General features: G+C 67.3%; 13 protein-coding genes and 1 pseudogene. 10 read left to right on the plus strand and 4 right to left on the minus strand.

The window, feature by feature from the left end; translation table 11 throughout:
- Positions 1-60: 60 nt before the first annotated feature.
- Positions 61-2,367 carry a hypothetical protein gene (locus E3T22_RS09125; protein WP_134480798.1) on the minus strand — a complete coding sequence of 769 codons (2,307 nt, stop codon included), beginning with the start codon at positions 2,365-2,367 and terminating at the stop codon, positions 61-63.
- Between the two features lie 465 nt (positions 2,368-2,832).
- Here E3T22_RS09125 and E3T22_RS19390 point away from each other — a divergent pair.
- From E3T22_RS19390 to E3T22_RS09145, 4 genes and pseudogenes are all read left to right on the plus strand, one after another.
- Positions 2,833-3,324: pseudogene (locus tag E3T22_RS19390) on the plus strand (glycosyltransferase family 2 protein); the annotation flags it as partial.
- 447 nt (positions 3,325-3,771) lie between these two features.
- Positions 3,772-4,500, plus strand: a complete 729-nt coding sequence (locus tag E3T22_RS09135; protein WP_088457980.1) for a glycosyltransferase family 2 protein — start codon at positions 3,772-3,774, stop codon at positions 4,498-4,500.
- A 4-nt stretch (positions 4,501-4,504) separates the two neighbouring features.
- Positions 4,505-4,924, plus strand: a complete 420-nt coding sequence (locus E3T22_RS09140; protein WP_088456083.1) for a DUF2304 domain-containing protein — start codon at positions 4,505-4,507, stop codon at positions 4,922-4,924.
- 107 nt (positions 4,925-5,031) lie between these two features.
- The gene (locus E3T22_RS09145; RefSeq protein ID WP_134480797.1) at positions 5,032-6,606 is read left to right on the plus strand and encodes a DUF2142 domain-containing protein; all 1,575 of its coding nucleotides are present in this window, start codon (positions 5,032-5,034) and stop codon (positions 6,604-6,606) included.
- A 59-nt stretch (positions 6,607-6,665) separates the two neighbouring features.
- Here E3T22_RS09145 and E3T22_RS09150 read toward each other — a convergent pair whose 3' ends face one another.
- Both E3T22_RS09150 and E3T22_RS09155 read right to left on the minus strand, forming a co-directional pair.
- On the minus strand, positions 6,666-7,619 hold the full coding sequence (locus E3T22_RS09150) for a M56 family metallopeptidase (protein ID WP_240632447.1): 954 nt from the start codon (positions 7,617-7,619) through the stop codon (positions 6,666-6,668).
- Positions 7,620-7,672: 53 nt separating this feature from the next.
- Positions 7,673-8,053: a BlaI/MecI/CopY family transcriptional regulator gene (locus E3T22_RS09155; RefSeq protein ID WP_088456085.1), complete on the minus strand. Its 381-nt coding sequence runs from the start codon at positions 8,051-8,053 to the stop codon at positions 7,673-7,675.
- A 90-nt stretch (positions 8,054-8,143) separates the two neighbouring features.
- Here E3T22_RS09155 and E3T22_RS09160 point away from each other — a divergent pair, with 90 nt between their 5' ends.
- The 4 genes from E3T22_RS09160 to cydC are packed head-to-tail and all read left to right on the plus strand — an operon-like array spanning position 8,144 to position 13,990.
- A complete protein-coding gene (locus tag E3T22_RS09160; protein WP_088456086.1) occupies positions 8,144-9,553 on the plus strand; it encodes a cytochrome ubiquinol oxidase subunit I in 1,410 nt (469 codons plus the stop codon).
- Positions 9,554-9,562: 9 nt separating this feature from the next.
- The gene (cydB, locus tag E3T22_RS09165) at positions 9,563-10,567 is read left to right on the plus strand and encodes a cytochrome d ubiquinol oxidase subunit II (RefSeq protein WP_088456087.1); all 1,005 of its coding nucleotides are present in this window, start codon (positions 9,563-9,565) and stop codon (positions 10,565-10,567) included.
- Positions 10,568-10,572: 5 nt separating this feature from the next.
- Positions 10,573-12,243, plus strand: coding sequence for a thiol reductant ABC exporter subunit CydD (cydD, locus tag E3T22_RS09170; protein ID WP_134480796.1), 1,671 nt, complete (start codon positions 10,573-10,575; stop codon positions 12,241-12,243).
- Positions 12,236-13,990, plus strand: coding sequence for a thiol reductant ABC exporter subunit CydC (gene cydC, locus E3T22_RS09175; RefSeq protein ID WP_134480795.1), 1,755 nt, complete (start codon positions 12,236-12,238; stop codon positions 13,988-13,990). Before cydD ends, cydC begins: the two co-directional genes overlap by 8 nt.
- On the opposite strand, the gene E3T22_RS09180 is transcribed toward cydC, so the two are convergent.
- Complete coding sequence (locus E3T22_RS09180) at positions 13,962-14,615, minus strand: DedA family protein (RefSeq protein WP_088456090.1); 654 nt, start codon at positions 14,613-14,615, stop codon at positions 13,962-13,964. The genes cydC and E3T22_RS09180 overlap by 29 nt on opposite strands.
- Before the next feature lie 117 nt (positions 14,616-14,732).
- Between E3T22_RS09180 and E3T22_RS09185 the strand changes: the two genes are divergently transcribed.
- Both E3T22_RS09185 and E3T22_RS09190 read left to right on the plus strand, forming a co-directional pair.
- The gene (locus E3T22_RS09185; protein WP_134480794.1) at positions 14,733-15,113 is read left to right on the plus strand and encodes a hypothetical protein; all 381 of its coding nucleotides are present in this window, start codon (positions 14,733-14,735) and stop codon (positions 15,111-15,113) included.
- Positions 15,114-15,175: 62 nt separating this feature from the next.
- Complete coding sequence (locus E3T22_RS09190; protein WP_241983649.1) at positions 15,176-16,774, plus strand: anthranilate synthase component I family protein; 1,599 nt, start codon at positions 15,176-15,178, stop codon at positions 16,772-16,774.
- Positions 16,775-16,786 lie beyond the last annotated feature (12 nt).

Consider the following 16,786-nt stretch of genomic DNA (forward strand, 5'->3'; position numbering starts at 1 on the left):
AAACGGCCCCGTGATCTTCACGGGGCCGTTTCTTGTGTGTTCGGGTGTGTGCTCGGTGCCCTAGACGGCGGGACCGACCGGGATGTCGTTGAGCGTTCCCGGGCCGTCCACCAGGATGACCGGCTGCTTGCCTCCGTTGATCGCCACGATCTGGTCCCACGAACCGAGCGGACGTCGTGTCCCGGCCTCGACGACGTACACCGTGCCGTTGTCGGAGGTCTTCACGAAGACGTGCTCGATGGGTGCGCCGCCGCCCTGGGGAAGCACAGCGCAGGTGCCACCGGTCAGATCGGTCACGGGCATTCCATGAGTGACTCCGCCGGCCAGCGGGTAGATGCGATCTCCCGCGGCGAAATACTCCGTGGAATCGCAGCGCACGACACGCGTCAGGCTTCCGGCGGCCGCGGTATACGTGGCCAGTGACGCATCGGTCGCGTACGACCACGAGTTGATTCCGAACGCCGACGTCGTCGTGAACGAGGCCACCGGGATCTTGCGGGTGGCACCGTCAACGAAGTAGATCGTGGCGTCGCCCGGGCTGCGAACGAGCGAGGCGCCCGGCAAGTACGGGGAAGCAAGCGGGATCGCGGATCGGGCATCCTGCGAAATCCACACGATCTGAGGAGCGGAACCGTTGTTCAAGGCGAGCAGCGTGGTCCAGGTCGGTACGCCGCGAGCCGTGCCGGCCTTGACCCCGTAGACGGTGGGGCTTTCCGGCGAGATCACGAACAACGCGCCGGCAATGGTTTCGCCCCGGGGCAGCCGGGCGCACGAGTCGGCCGACAGGTCGGTGACCGGCAGGCCTGACGCTTCCGCGCCCTGCGCCAACTCGCGCAGAGAGCCGGCGGCCGCGAAGTAGGCCTTGCCGTCGCACCGAACGGTCTGCGTCAGTGCCGCACCCGTGGAGTAGGTGTCGAGCTGGGACTGCGGCACGGTTTTGAAGCCGTTCGCACCGAACTCGCTCGCCAGACCGAACGAGGCGATCGGGAGCTTACGGTCAAGCCCGTCGATGAAGTAGACGGTTGCCGAACTGGACGACCTGGCCAGGCTCATCGGTGCCAGCACGGCCTGGACGATCGGAAGCGCTGCGGCAGCCTGGGCGCTCATGGTGGCGATGTAGGGGACCGTGCCTCCGTTGAGGCTGATGACGGTCTCCCACGCGGTGATCGCGGTGCGACCGCCCGGCGACAGCATGTACACGGTTCCATCGTTGACCACGAAGAACTTGGTCATCTCGCCACCCACAGGCAACTTGGCCAGCTGGGCAGGGGAGAGGTTGACGGCCGCGGCACAGGCGAACCCGTACGAGGTCACGAGCTCACACGAGGTGAAACGATGCCGCACACCGGCTTGGACGAGCGAGATATCGCCGCTGCCCGCGTCACGCACCAGGGTGCTCGCCAGGAGGGGAGAGGTCGAGAAGCTGTCGAGGTAGCTCTGCGAAACGATCCGGAACGGGCCGAGCGCGCCGAGGGCGTTCAGGACGTCCATCGACGGAACGGCGTACTTCGTCGTTCCGGAGAGCAGGTAGATCGTGCCGTTCGATTCGGTGCGAGCGAAGTCGCCCCCGCCCTGGGTGTTGCCGAACCAGTCCGTGAAGATACGGAAGAAGTTGCGGTTGCCGTAGGTGGAGCAGCCGTCACCGGTGCCGTACATGTTGGCCAACGAGGCGCTGTTGGGTCGATACGGGGTGTAGTTGTAGAGGCCTGCCGTGGCCTGGTTCTCGATGTACACCTGTGACGATCCGCACCCGGCGTTGGGGTGCCACTGGATGGTGTTCGTCCGGCCGGCCTGGAAATTGCGTCCGCTCGGTGTGGCCTGGTACTTCTTGTACTGGTATGCGGCGTTGTAGACCTGATTGAAGAAGCCGTAGTACACGGCGTCGCAGTCGGCGGTATCCGGGCAGCCGAACCCCGTCGCCTTGCGGTAGATGCCGGACGTGGGTGAGGTCGCACTCACCAGTCCCTGTTCTTTTTCCAGCAGGACCAGCATCACCTGCGGGTTGATGCCGCAGAGGGAGGACACCTGCCAGATGATCTCCGCAGCGCTCTGATTGGCCGGGCCGGGGTAAGCGGCGCAGCCGGCGGCCCGTTGCGGCTGATAGGACGAGTCTGCGCGGTAGTCCTTGAGGCAGACGTAGCCGGACCGGCAGGAGGGCACCTTGGAATTGAGGAACGCCTGCACCTGCGCGACGCTCATCGTGTTCGAGTTGTAGAACTGAGCGTCAGAGATGATGTTGCCGGGGTTGAAGTCGGCCGCCGAGGCGGCTTCCGCGCGGGACGGCGCCTGGCCGACCACCAGAAGCGGGGCAATGAGCACGACGGCGATGATCGCCGCGAGGAATCCCGTCCAGCGCCGAGCGCTCATCCGTAAGACATTCGGCAGACGGATCATGAGCGTTTCCCTACGTTGGCCAGCGCGTTCAGAGGTCAGATTCGGGTGGCCGCCCACAGGCAATCGCGCGCTCCCCCCAGCAGCTGAACGCGTGTTGCCATTCAGTACTTTTAGGTACTCTATTACACTGCGTCGGCTACACCCCCTCGATGACACTCCGGCGACAGCACCCCATCTCGCGGGTCAGCGCGGCTCTTTGGAATTCCCGTCGTTAGACTGGTGGGTGAACGTCGCGGCAACATGGCCCTGGGCCGCAGGAGATCCGATCGATAGTCACCAGAGAGTCCTAATCAGAATGTTAAGCACATTTTCGCTGGAACACACGGTTTGCAGCGACGCTGACGTCGCTCGTGCCGCGTCCGCACCTAGCGCAGACGTCAGTCGCTCATGACGTCGTCGAGCGCTCACGCGATCCAGGCCCTTTCCGTCGACCTGATGATGCCGTTCTACGGCGATCCGGCCCTGTTCCGGCTTGCCGTGGAGAGTGTTCTGGCGCAGACGGATCCGAACTGGCGACTCGTTGTGATCGATGATCAGTATCCGGATGCCGCCCCGGGAGCCTGGGTGGCCGGTCTGGACGATCCCCGCATCGTCTACCTCCGCAACGAGATCAATCTGGGCGTGAGCGGCAACTTCAAGAAGTGCGCCGAACTGGCCACCGCGGATTTCACGACCATCGTCGGATGCGACGACCTCCTCCTGCCCAACTACGTGGCCCGGATTCGTCAGCTTGTCGAGGAATTCCCCGAAGCGGACTTCGTTCAGCCGGGGGTCCAGGTCATGGACGCCACCGGCCAGGATGTCCTGCCCCTGGCTGATCGGGTCAAGGGCTGGTATCGGCCGCGCGTGGCCGGGGCGACGCAGATCTCGGGAGAACGGCTGGCATCGAGTCTTCTCGCGGGCGCCTGGACCTACTTCCCGTCCATCGCGTGGCGCACGTCACGTCTGCACCGACACGGCTTCCGGGACGACCTCGATGTCGCCCTCGACCTCGCCCTGCTCATCGACATCGTCGTAGCCGGTGGCACGCTCGTGCTCGACGACCAGCCGAGTTTCCGGTATCGCCGGCACTCCGGCAGCGTCTCCTCGTGGAAGGCCGACGACGGGTCCCGCTTCGTCGAAGAGCAGCGCTACTTCGCGGAGTGTGCGGAGCGGATGACCGCCATGGGGTGGAAACGTGCGGCGCGGGTGGCCTCGCGCCACTACTCTTCCCGGCTCAACGCCGTGACCCGCATCCCCGCGTCCATCACGGCCAGGGACCGCCGGGGCACCCGCGCTCTTCTCGGCCACGCCCTGGCGATCACGCCGGGGGACCGCTCCCTCGGGAGCGTCTCGGTCCCGCCGGTCGGGGCCAGCCCGGTGAGGCTCGCCCAGGACATGTCGTCGGTCCTCGCGCGTACCCTGATCGTCATGCCGGCCTTCAACGAGGAAGAGTCGGTCGGTGACGTCGTGCGTGAAGTCTTCTCCGCTCTGCCGGGGGTGCACTGCCTGGTGGTCAATGACGGTTCGGCCGACCAGACGACGGCCTTTGCCCGTCGCGCCGGCGCCGTCGTCGCTGAGCTTCCCGTCAACCTCGGGGTCGGCGGTGCCATGCGACTGGGCTTCAAGTACGCCATTGCTCACGGCTTCGACAATGTCGTTCAGATCGATTCAGACGGCCAGCATGATCCGGCGAACGTGCTGGCCCTGCTCGAGCGACTCGCTGACGCTGACCTGGTCATCGGTGCCCGCTTCGCCGGAGTCGGCGACTACGAGGCACGCGGACCTCGCCGATGGGCTATGCGTGTGCTGTCCGTCATTCTCAGCCGGACCGCGCGGACCACGCTGACCGATACGACCTCCGGGTTCAAGGCCTCCGGGCCTCGTGCGGTCGCACTGTTCGCGTCGCACTATCCGGCGGAATATCTGGGCGATACCATCGAGGCCCTTGTCATCGCTTCTCGTGCCGGCTGCCGCATCGAACAGGTGCCTGTCATCATGCGGGTGCGCGCAGGGGGGCAGCCGTCACACAACCCGCTTCGATCCGCCGCTTACCTCGGCCGGGCCTTCGTCGCCCTGTGCTTCGCACTCATCCGTCCGTCGCTGCCACTTCGACCGGAGGCCTGAGTCCGTGAGCTTTTCCACCTATATCATCGGCGTCCTTGCCGCTCTCGCGACGCTGGGCGTTGTGATCGAGATGCTGCGCCGACGTCGCCTGCGCGAGCGCCACGCGCTGTGGTGGGTCATCGCCGGCCTTCTCGCGCTTGTCATCAGCGTGTTCCCCGACACTCTCATCTGGGCGGCGGCGCGCTTCGGAGTGGATGTGCCGACCAACCTGGTCTTCTTCGTGAGCATCGCCGTGTTGTTCCTCGTCTGTATCCAGCACAGCGCCGAATTGACGGATCTGGAAAGCAAGACCCGCACTCTCGTGGAGATGTCCGCATTGCAGGATCTGCGCCTCCGGGAGTTGGAAAGCCGCGTGGATTCCGAAGATCTGCACGGTACCGCGACCGGCCGCGGAGAGCGGCTGCAGGATACCCAGGAGCTCTGACCCGAGCGCTAAACTTTCCGCGGCGTGGGCAGCCCGCCGTGATTCCTTTCCTCCCGTCCTCGGTCGCCCCCGCCGAACGGTTCAATAGATGCGGACACAGCAGCGGCATGAAGACAGCAGCAACCAGCGATACGTCATCGGCACCATGGGATCGCACCGGCCGCCGATGGCGGGTCTTTGTCACCAGTTTTGTAGTCATCCTGGCCCCGATGCTGCTGTGGGCCCTGGCGTCGCCGATGATGTCAGCACCCGATGAGGCGTCGCATGCGATCCGCGCCGCCGCCGTCGCCCGCGGACAGATCGAGAGTGTGCCCTGGGACCAGGACCTGTCGCTGGCTCGCGCTGAGGTCCCGCGGTCCGTTGCCCACGCCCACGAACTCAGCTGCTACAAATTCCGGCCGGATATCTCTGCCGGCTGCGTTCGCCCTGTCGAGGGCGATCCGACCGACATCGTGGTCACCGGTACGTCCGCCGGGCTGAACAGCCCCGCCTACTACGCCATCGTCGGGCTGCCGACGCTGGTGATGGACGGGACACCGGCGCTGTATGCGATGCGAGCGCTCAGTGCGGTACTGTCCGCCGCCGCCCTGGCCGTGATGTTCATGCAGTTGATGCAGTTGCCCCGGTCCCGATGGGTCATCGTCGCTGCCGCGGTCGCGGTGACGCCGATGGTGCTGTATCTCGGCGGGTCGATCAATCCCAACGGCGTCGAAGTCGCGTCAGCGGGGGCGCTGTTGGCCACTCTGGTGCTCACCCTGCAGACACCGGCCTCCAGACGTCTCCTGTGGGAACGGGCAGCACTGGTAGTCGTCACGGCCGCGGCGCTCCTGAGCACACGAAGCATCTCGCTGCTCTGGGTGCTGATCATCGTCGGAGCGGCACTCGTGTTCGCCAATCCGCGTGTCGTGGCGGGTCTGGTCCGCCAACCGGCTGCATGGGTGGCGATCGGAGCATGCGGCCTCGTCAGTGGACTGACGGTCGCGTGGTACCTCGGCCTGGCCACCTTCGCGGAGCACCCCACCGCCAATACCGGGAGTAGCCCGACCATCGAGTTCTTCACGATGGTGCTGCGTACGCTCGACTTCAGCGACGGGCTGATCGGGTTCTTCGGTTGGACCGACACACCGTCGCCCAGCTTCAGCATCATCGTGTTCAGCTTCGGCATCGTGACCGTGCTGGTCGCCGCCGTGGCCTGGGGATCGCGGCGGGGAAAGTTCGCCGTTCTCGGCCTGGCCCTGGTCATGGTGCTGGTGCCGGCGATCACGCAGGCCATTCTGATCAGTTCGATCGGCAGCATCTGGCAGGGTCGCTACATGCTGGCCATGATGATGTGTCTCCTGGTCGCCTGCGGCCTGGCGATCGACGATTCCGATCATCGGCCACAGCCTTCCGCGGGCCTCAAACGCTTCGTGATCACCCTGCTTGCTCTTTTGTCGATCGGGCAGGTGTTCTCGTTCGTCTCCACCCTCCGGCGGTACATGGTCACGGTCAATGGCGGCATCGAAGCCATGTTCATGGCACCGAGTTGGCAACCGCCGGTGGGATGGCTCATTCTCACGGCCGTTCTCGTCGCCGCCGTGACCGTGGGCGCGCAGCTCACGTACCGGGCGGCATTCCGCGAATCCCGCACGGCGGTGGGCCCGCTCGACGCCGCCAGGCCCGAACCGGCCTCTGCGGCTTAACCGCGCAGACGTTCCCGGGGGACCGTCCCGGGGACCGTTCTGGGGGGCAACCCCGAACGTCAGGTCGTCAGCAGCAGCGCCGGCGGCAGCAGGAGCAGGGCGACGGTCGTGCAGACCACCAGGGTGCGCGCCGTCGTGCTCAGCCCAGGGACGTTGCCCAGCAGACGGCTCACCCGCGGCCCGACCAGGTCGGCCGAGGAGACGTCATCGAGGCCGCCCGCGGCCGCGAGCGGCGTCTGGGTACCGGAGACCTCCGACAGGTGGGCGGTGCCCACGAGCGCGATCGCCCTGGCCAGGGTGCGGTCGTCGACAGCCTGCCTGGCCTGGTCGTCGGCCATCATCTCCACCAGCAGGGCCACCGCATTCTCGGCGCGGTTGGCGATGGGGAACCAGGGCAGGGCGCTGTGCCAGGACTTGAACGCCAGCAATACCACGTGGTGCTGCTGACGCAAGTGGGCGCGCTCGTGCGCCACGACGCCACGCAGCTGGTCGGCATCCAGCAGGTGCAGCAGACCTCTGGACAACACCGTGGCCGACCTGGTGCCCCCGGGCAAGCAGTACGCGATCGGCGCGGCATGGTCGATGACCCTGGTGCCCTCGGTATCGAAGGGCAACGGATCGCTGAGCAGTCCGATCAGGGTGTGGTGGCGACGGCGCTGCCGCTCGGCGCGGATGAACGTGGCACTGAGGTTGAGCAGCAGGTGGGTGCCGAGGATCAACGCCAGGCAGAGCGCCATCACCCCCGCCAGCGTGGCCCCGGCGGGTAGAGTGCCGGCCGCGACGTGCCCGGCGAGGGCGCCGAGGGCCGACACGGGGGTGGCTCCGAACGGGATCAGGCCGAAGACCAGCAACGAGCCGATCATCGAGATGCCACCGGCCAGGGCGATCGACTGCCACAGGGCGAGGGCCAGGCCGGGCGCGCGAGGCGGCCAGTCTGCCCCGGCAAGGAGAATCGGAACGGGCCAGGCCAGGAGTACGGCCAGCGCCATCAGGGCCAGTGCGGTGTTGAGCACGGCGCGCTACCCGGCCACGGCCGACAGGCTCGTGCCGGGGATGACGGCCATCGTCACTCCGGCGACGGGCCGATGCTCTCGAGCAGGGCGCGCAGGGTCTGCGCCTCCTGCGGGCTGACGTTGCCGATGAACCGGGCCAGCGTCGCCGTGCGGTCGCTCGTCGTGCCCAGAACCTCGTGCATGAGCTCGGCGGTGTGCTGTGCCCGGGAGCTCACTGCCGTGTACCCGTGCGGCCGGCTATCGCGGTCGCGAGTGACGAAGCCCTTGCTCTCCAGGCGCGACAGCACGGTGAGCACCGTCGTCGTTGCGAGGGGCTTCGCGCCGGTGGCGGCGGGATCGAGCAGAGCATCACGCAGTTCGTTGGCGGTCAGGGGAGCGTCGGCAGACCAGAGCAGGTCCATCAACATTCGCTCGAGCACGCCCAGACTTCCCATGAGGAAACTTTACCAAGCGAAACGGCGCTTTCTACCGAACGTAGAATAGTAGTCTTCTACGACACGTAGAAAAACCGTCTTGGAGGGCAAATGAACGAGTGGCTTGATCCGTTACTCCTGTCGCGCTGGCAGTTCGGCCTGACGACGATCTACCACTTCCTGTTCGTACCACTGACCATCGGCCTGGTCACGACGGTGGCGATCTTCCAGACCGCCTGGTACCGCACCAACAAGGCCATGTACCTCCAACTGACCCACTTCTTCGGCAAGATCTTCCTGATCAACTTCGCCATGGGCGTCGTGACCGGCATCGTGCAGGAGTTCCAGTTCGGCATGAACTGGTCGGACTACTCCCGATTCGTCGGCGACGTCTTCGGAGCGCCCCTGGCCTTCGAGGGCATCACCGCCTTCTTCCTCGAGGCCACCTTCATCGGCCTGTGGATTTTCGGCTGGGACAAACTGCCCAAGGGCCTGCACCTGGCCACCATCTGGCTGACCACGGTGGGCAGCATCGCGTCGGCGTACTTCATCATCGCCGCGAACGCCTTCATGCAGAATCCTGTCGCGTACCAGATCAACGAGGAAAAGGGTCGGGCCGAGCTCACCAGCATCGGCGAGCTGCTCACCAACCCGATCGCCCTCGCGGCCTTCCCGCACACGATCTTCGCCTGCTTCATGGTCTCCGCCGGCCTGATCATCTCGGTCGCCGCCTGGCACCTGTCCCGCAATCAACACCTCGAGACCATGCGGCCCGCGCTCAAGTTCGGCCTCTGGATGATGGTCATCTCCGGAGCCCTCACCACCCTGATGGGCGACCAGCTGAGCCTGGCGATGGTGGCGGCGCAGCCGATGAAGATGGCCGCGGCCGAGGCCATGTACAACACGGCCACCGGCGCCGAGGCCTCCTTCTCGATCTTCACCCTCGGCACCCCCGACGGTGTCAGTGAACTCTTCTCCGTGCGCATCCCGTACCTGCTGTCGTTCCTGTCCACGCACACCTTCGACGGCACGGTGGAGGGCATCAACAACCTCCAGGAGCAGTACGTGCAGCTCTACGGTCCTGGCGACTACGCGCCGATCATCTGGGTCACCTACTGGTCGTTCCGGTGGATGATCGGACTCGGCATCGCCCACATCCTCGTCGCCGTCGCCGGCCTCTGGTTCACCCGCAAGGGACGGAGCCCGAAGACCTGGATGTGGAAGATCGCGATCTGGTCCTTCCCGATGTCGTTGCTGGCCATGAGTGTGGGCTGGGTCTTCACCGAGATGGGCCGACAACCGTGGCTGGTCTTCGGCCTCCTCAAAACCGCAGACGGTGTCTCGCCGAACGTCAGCGGGCTCGAGATCCTCATCTCTCTGATCGCCTTCACCCTGCTCTACGGCGCCCTCGCCGTGGTGGAATTCCGCCTGATCCTCAAGGCGGTCCAGAAAGGGCCGGACGACGCTCCGGCGCCGGACCCGGTGTCCGGCGAAATCAAGCACACGACCACGGTCTACTAGGAGCTCACCATGGAACTCAATATCCTGTGGTTCTGGATCATCGCCGCGATGTTCATCGGCTACTTCGTCCTCGACGGGTTCGACTTCGGGGTGGGCATGTCCCTGCCGTTCCTCGGCAAGGACGACACCGACCGCCGGGTCCTGATCAACACCATCGGCCCGGTCTGGGACCTCAACGAGACCTGGGTCATCGTGGCCGGCGCCTCGCTGTTCGCCGCGTTCCCCGAGTGGTACGCCACGATGTTCAGCGGCTTCTACCTCGCGTTGCTGCTCATCCTGTTGGCCCTGATCGCACGGGGCGTGTCGTTCGAGTACCGGCATCAGCGGCCCGAGCTGAAGTGGAAGAAGTCCTTCGACACCATGATCGTGGTCGGTTCGGCCGTGCCCGCCCTGCTCTGGGGTGTGGCCTTCGGCAACGTCGTCCGCGGCGTGCCGCTGGATGAGAACTTCAACTACATCGGCAGCTTCTTCGATCTGCTGAACCCCTACGCGTTGCTCGCGGGCCTCACCACGCTGCTGCTCTTCTTCACGCACGGCGTGATCTTCGTCTCCACCAAGACCGAGGGCGACATCCGGGTGCGGGCCCGCGCCCTTGCGATCAAGTCGGGGCTGGTCACCATCGTCGTGGCAGCGACCTTCCTGGTCTGGACAACGCTCGCCTACGGCACCCTCGCCTCCGGCATCCTCGCCGCCGTCGCGGCCGTGGCCCTGATCACCGCCTACCTGGCCAACCTGCGCGGCAACGAGCGCACCGCGTTCGGCCTCATGGCCGTCACCATCGGTTTCGCCGTGCTGACCCTGTTCGCGTCGCTGTTCCCTGATGTGATGCCGGCCAGCAACGATGTGGCCAACAGCCTGACCATCGAGAACGCTTCGTCCACGCCGTACACGCTGCAGGTGATGAGCTGGACCGCGCTGATCGCGGCCCCCGTGATCCTGGGCTACCAGGGGTGGACCTACTGGGTGTTCCGCAAGCGGATCAGCCGGTCGCACATCGAAGCCGCCGTACACTAAAACGGATGCGTCCCCTCGATCCTCGGCTTCTCACCCATGCCTCCGCAGCCCGGTGGTTCCTCCTCGTCGGTGCGGTTCTGGGCCTGGCCCAGACCCTCACCATCGTCGCGTTCGCCTGGTTCCTGAGCCAGAGCATCACGCTCGCGGTCAGCGGCGAGTCGCTGGAGTCACTCAGCAGCACCGTCTCCGCGCTGGCCGCCGTGGTCATCCTGCGCGCCACACTGGTGTGGCTTCTCGAGGTCGCCGCCAGCCGGGGGGCCGCAGCCGTGAAGAGTCAGCTGCGCACCGCGGTTCTTCGCCGGCTGGCTGAGCGAGGACCGGACTGGCTGGCCGGCCAGCAGTCCGCCAGGGTTGCGACAGTGGTCACGAGCGGATTGGACGCACTCGACAACTACTTCGCGAGGTACCTGCCCCAACTGCTGTTGACGGCCATCGCCACGCCGATCCTGGTGCTGGTGATGCTCTGGCAGGACCCGGCCAGCGGCATCACGGTGATCATCGTTCTCCCGCTCATCCCCGTGTTCATGATCCTGATCGGCCAGGCCACCCAGGTCGTGCAACGTCAGCAATGGGATGCCCTGCAACGGCTGTCGGCGGGTTTCCTCGATGTGGTCGGCGGTCTGGCCACCCTGAAGATCTTCGGTCGGGACCGCCGCCAAGCCGCCCGCCTGGGCAACCTCACCGACGAGTACCGGGGCCGCACCATGAAGGTGCTGCGGGTCTCGTTCCTCAGCGGATTCGCGCTGGAGCTCGCCGGCAGCCTCTCGGTGGCCCTGATCGCCGTGTCCATCGGACTGCGGCTCGTCGACGGGTCGTTGCTGCTGGGTGTGGGCCTGTTCGTGCTGCTGCTGGCGCCGGAAGCCTTCCTACCGGTGCGACAGGTCGGCGCACAGTTCCACGCCGCGGCCGACGGCCTCGCCGCGGCCGAAGAAGTCTTCGCCATTCTGGAAGACGACGACCTCCCGGACCGTATGCCCCGGGTCGGTTCGGAAGGGACGGCCGGCGCGACTGTTCCCGCAACGCCCCACGACGTCGACAGCGTCGACACCCTCCGCTTCGACGCGGTGACCATCCGCCGCGGCGACGCCACGATTATCGACAGTCTCCGCGCTGACTTCGCCGCCGGGCAGCTCAGTGTGCTCAGCGGCCCGAGCGGCGTGGGCAAGTCCACCCTCATCGGTGCCCTTCAGGGCTTCATTCCGTACGACGGCCGGCTGTTCCTCGGCGCCAGGGCCGTGCTCCCCGACGACAGCCGGCATTGGCTCGCCTGGTCCGGGCAACGCGCCGGCCTATTTTCCGGCAGTATCTCGAGCAACGTCGCCCTCGGCGCAGCCGTCACCGACGATGCCCTGGTCACCACCGCGCTGCGGTGGGCGGGCGCCGGCGATCTGGATCCCGCACTGCGCCTGGGTGTCAACGGGGCCGGACTGTCCGGCGGTCAATCCCAGCGGGTCGCCGCCGCGAGGGCCATCTACCGGTGCATCTCCCTGGACTGTCCGGTCCTCGTGCTCGACGAGCCGAGTTCGGCTCTCGACACGACCGCCGAGCAGGCCCTCATCGAGGGACTGCGCCGGTTGGCCGGCCAGGGCCGCATCGTCATCGTCGTGAGTCATCGCCCGGCCTTCGTGTCCGCCGCCGACCACGTCGTCCACCTGAACGAGGTCGCCCATGTCTGATCGACGTTCTCCCTTCGCGCTGGGTGTGTCCACGGCGACCCGGTCCGTGCTCAGACTCGCCCAACCGCCGGCACGCCGCAGCCTGCCCGGCCTCGCGGCCGGGGTGGGCAGCGCCGCCAGTGCGGTGGCGCTCCTGGCCTGCTCGGCGTGGCTCATCACCCGCGCCTCCGAAATGCCGCCGATCCTGTTCCTCGGCCTGGCCGTCGTCGGTGTACGCGCGTTCGCCCTGTCCCGCGCGGCGCTCCGCTATCTGGAGCGACTGCTCAGCCACGATGCGGCGTTCCGCCAGCTCGGAGAACTGCGGCTGGGCATCTTCGCCCGTCTGCTGCCCCTGGCCCCCGCCGGACTCGCCGGCACCAGGAGGGGCGACCTACTGACCCGGCTGGTGCGCGATGTCGACGACCTGCAGGACCTGCCGCTGCGGGTAGTGCAGCCCCTGGCGACCTCTGGCCTGGTGGCCGTTCTCAGCGTCGTCGGGGTCTGGTGGGTGCTGCCGTCGGCGGGGCTCACCCTGATGGTGTGCCTGATCGTGGCCGGCATCGTCGGCACCCTCGCGACAGCGGCGCTGTCGGCTCGCTCCGAGCGCGACCTGGCACCGCTTCGAGGTGCCCTGGCCGACGAGGTGCTCGAGGTCGTCGAGAACCTCGACGTGCTCACGGCCTTCGGCGCCCTCGAGACCCGACTGACCGAACTCGCAGCGGTGGAGAACAGGCTGCGGACGGCGTCGCTCCGCAGCTCAACGGGAGCCGGAGTGCAGGCCGCCGTGATCTCACTGTGCGCCGGCGCCGCGACCGTACTCGCACTCATTGCGGCAATCCCGGCCCTGGGCTCCGGCGGTGTGTCCGGCCCCGCCCTCGCCGTGGTCGTGCTGATTCCCATGGCAGTGTTCGAGGTCTTCGCCATGATCCCCCCGGCCATCAGTGCCTGGCGCCAGGTCCGCTCCAGTGCCGAGCGGGTGGCGACGGCGGTGCCCGAGACGATTCCAGCCGAAATCCCGTCGGATGTCGCCCTGCGAGAGGCGTCAGAGCCGACCGCCGTCGTTCCTCAGACCGGCAGCCCGCTCATTGAGCTCACGGCGCTGGGAGCCAGCTGGCCGGGAACAGATCATCCCGCGCTGGCCGGGGTGACGCTACGGCTGAACGCCGGCGACCGCGTCCACCTGGCGGGGGCCAGTGGAGCGGGCAAGACCACCCTCGCGCAGACCTTGGTGCGTTTCCTCGACTACACAGGGTCATACAGGGTCAACGGCGTCGAAGCCAGAGACCTGGCTCCGGCCGAGGTGCGGCGGATCGTGGGACTGTGCGAGCAACGACCGTGGCTGTTCGACGACACCGTACGGCAGAACCTGCTCTTCGCGCGGGACACCGCCACCGACGATGACCTTCTCGACGTGCTCGCCCGGGTCGGGCTCGCCGACTGGGTTCGCCGGCGCGGCGGCCTGGATGCCCGGGTGGGCGAGCGCGGGGCCCTCGTCTCCGGCGGCCAGGCCCAGCGGATAGCCCTGGCCAGGGCGCTGCTGGCCGACTTCCCGGTCCTCATCGTCGATGAGCCCACGGCCAACGTAGACACCGGACTCGGCGACACTCTCGTGCGGGACATCCTGTCGGCGGCGGCCGGCGCCGGCCGGGCCGTGCTGCTCATCTCGCACACCCCGGTTCCGGTCGGGCTGATCACGAGCACCTACACTCTCACGGCCGGATCCGGCCTGAAGCTGGACCCTACTCCGGGGGAAGCTCTCGTTCCATGAATCTGGCCTCCCGGCGCTTCAGCCAGCGCTTGACGAGGACCACAACCACGCCGAAGGCAGCGATCGCGCCGACGAACAGGTACCCCGCGAAGTGCAGCTGGTCTGAAATGCTGCGGTATCCCTCGGCCGCCGCGGCGCCGACGCTCACGTAGGCCACGGTCCAGAGCACACAGGCGGGCACCGTCCAGGTCAGGAAGGTGCGGTACCGCATGGTGCTCATGCCCACGGTGAGCGGGATGACCGAGTGCAGCACCGGCAGGAACCGCGAGAGGAATACGGCGATCCCGCCGCGCCGTGCCAGGTAGCGCTCCGCGGCCGCCCAGTTCTTCTCACCGATGCGCCGGCCGAGCCAGCTGAGCCGGATCCACGGGCCGAATCGGCGCCCCAGATAAAAACCGATGCTCTCGCCGGCCAGTGCGCCCAGGATGACCGCCAGCACCAAGCCGACGTATTCGACGGGTCCCTCCACGGCCGTGCTCGCCACGATCACGATGGTGTCGCCAGGGACGACCAATCCGATCAGCACCGACGTCTCCAGGAGCATGCCCACGCCCGCCAGCAGGGTGCGCACGACGGGGTCGACGGAGCTCACGGCGTCCAGGATCCAGTTGAGTACGTCGTTCACCTCGCCAGCCTAAAGCGTGTGCCTGCGCGGGTGGTGTGCGCCCGTGCGTGCGGGCGTGGCTGGGGATCAGTCATCCCCTGAACTGGGTGCTGGACCCTGCAGAATGCGTGCACGACCATGGACCATGGCAACAAGGATGCGCGGCCCCCACCCTGGCGAAACCGTCAGGATGGTGCGCACCGCCGCCGCATCGTGATCCAGCGCCGAAGCGCCCTGCACCTGCTCTGGGCGATGCCCCTGGTTTTCGTCGTCAGCCTGCCCGCGCTCGCTATCGCCAGACTCAGCTGGTGCCCATGGGGCGGGTGCCGCAGCTGGCAGGGCCCGTACCCCGCAGACACCGGCACGGCGATCACCGCCTGCATCGCTGCCGCCGTGGCCATGACCCTGGCTCTCGCACTTATCCCGTGGCTCAGGCCGCGTACCATCAGGATCGCCTTGGCTCTGCTGACTGGTGCCTGCTGGGGCCTCGTCATCGCGCTCATCGCCCACGAGCTGTAGACAGGGCCACGAGGACAGGCCTGCCCCTCCGGGAGTCATCTCCGCGGCTCTAGGCTGAGGGGATGCCGTCGACACCCAGCCTCCCGCAACCGGACGTCACCCAACGCCCGGCCCGGATGCTGCCCGACCCGGTGTTCTCCCGTCGGCTCCCGCACTGGATCGACCCGGCCGCGGCCTTCGATCTATTGCACCGCGAGGCCAGCCATGCCGTCTGGCTGGACGCCGGAACCGGCGCGACGGCAGGTGTGAGCTATCTGGCGGCCGCCCACGACGGCTCTCGTTTCGTCACCGCCTCGGCCCGGACCGGAACGGTAACGTGTTCCCGGCCGCTCGACGCCGCCACTGAGGCCCGTACGACGGCCGGCACCATCTTCGACTTCCTGCGTGCCGACCTGAACACAGTGCGCGCGACGTCGGCGGTCGGGACCTCTCCGGACGAGGTCGGTTTCCGGCTCGGCTGGATGGGCTGGTTCGGCTACGGTCTGGCGGCGACCGCCGCCGGTCTCCGGGCGGGGGAGCAGGCCGGCGATGCTCCCGATGCCGCGCTGCTCTACGTCGACCGTGTCATCGCCTTCGACCACGCCGCCCGCACGGTCACCCTGCTCGCGAGCAGCGGACCCGACCTCTCCCCTGCCGCCATCGAGGAGTGGGCACTGCACATCTCTCGGGACCTCAGCTCTCGGAACCTCAGCTCTCGGAACCTCAGCTCTCGGGACATCAGCAGCCGGCTGCCCGACTCCGCTCCGCAGGACACGCCGGCGCGACCGCTGCTGCATCTGGCATCCGCCACGGCCGTCGACGTGCGTTGGCGGCACGACGCCGGCGAGTACGCGCGCCTGATCGAGGCCTGCCAGGATCGCATCGAAGCCGGCGACGCCTATCAGCTCTGCCTCACCAACGAGGTCACCATCGCCGGCAGCTTCGACCCCGTCACGGTGTACCGGCAGCTGCGCGCGGGCAGTCCGAGTCACCACGGCGGCCTACTCAGGTTCGGCTCGCATGCGCTGTTGAGTGCCTCTCCGGAGGAATTCCTCTCCGTGACACCACGGGGTCGGGTGCAAACGCGTCCCATCAAGGGCACCAGGCCTCGATCTCCCGATCCGGTCACCGACCGGATGCTCGCCACCGAACTGCTCGCCAGCGACAAGGAGCGCGCCGAGAACCTGATGATCGTCGACCTGATGCGCAACGACCTCGGCCGGGTGGCCGCCCTCGGTACGGTCGCGGTGACGTCGTTGCTGCAGGTCGAGAGCTACCCGCACGTGCACCAGTTGGTCAGCACCGTCGTCGCCCAGCTGGCGCCGGGGATGACCGCGGTCGACGCCATCGAAGCCACCTTCCCGGCCGGGTCGATGACCGGGGCGCCCAAGGCCAGCGCCATGAGCATCCTCGCCGCGCTCGAAGGTGGCGACCGTGGCATCTACGCGGGGGCCTTCGGCTACCTCGGCAACGACGGCGCCGTCGATCTGGCCATGGTCATCCGCAGCATCGTGCTCGGCCCGGCGGGCGCCTCGATCGGAACCGGGGGAGGCATCACGGCGCTCTCGGTGCCCGCCGAGGAGATCGAGGAGACCCGGATCAAGGCCAGGGCCCTGATCGGCGCGATCCTGGCGTCCGCCGCGGCGCCGGACCCGGCGGATGGTCAGGGTTTAGTAACCTAGGAGCTTGGGCGT

This window comes from Cryobacterium sp. TMB3-10, assembly GCF_004402305.1.
Taxonomy (GTDB): Bacteria; Actinomycetota; Actinomycetes; order Actinomycetales; family Microbacteriaceae; genus Cryobacterium; species Cryobacterium zongtaii.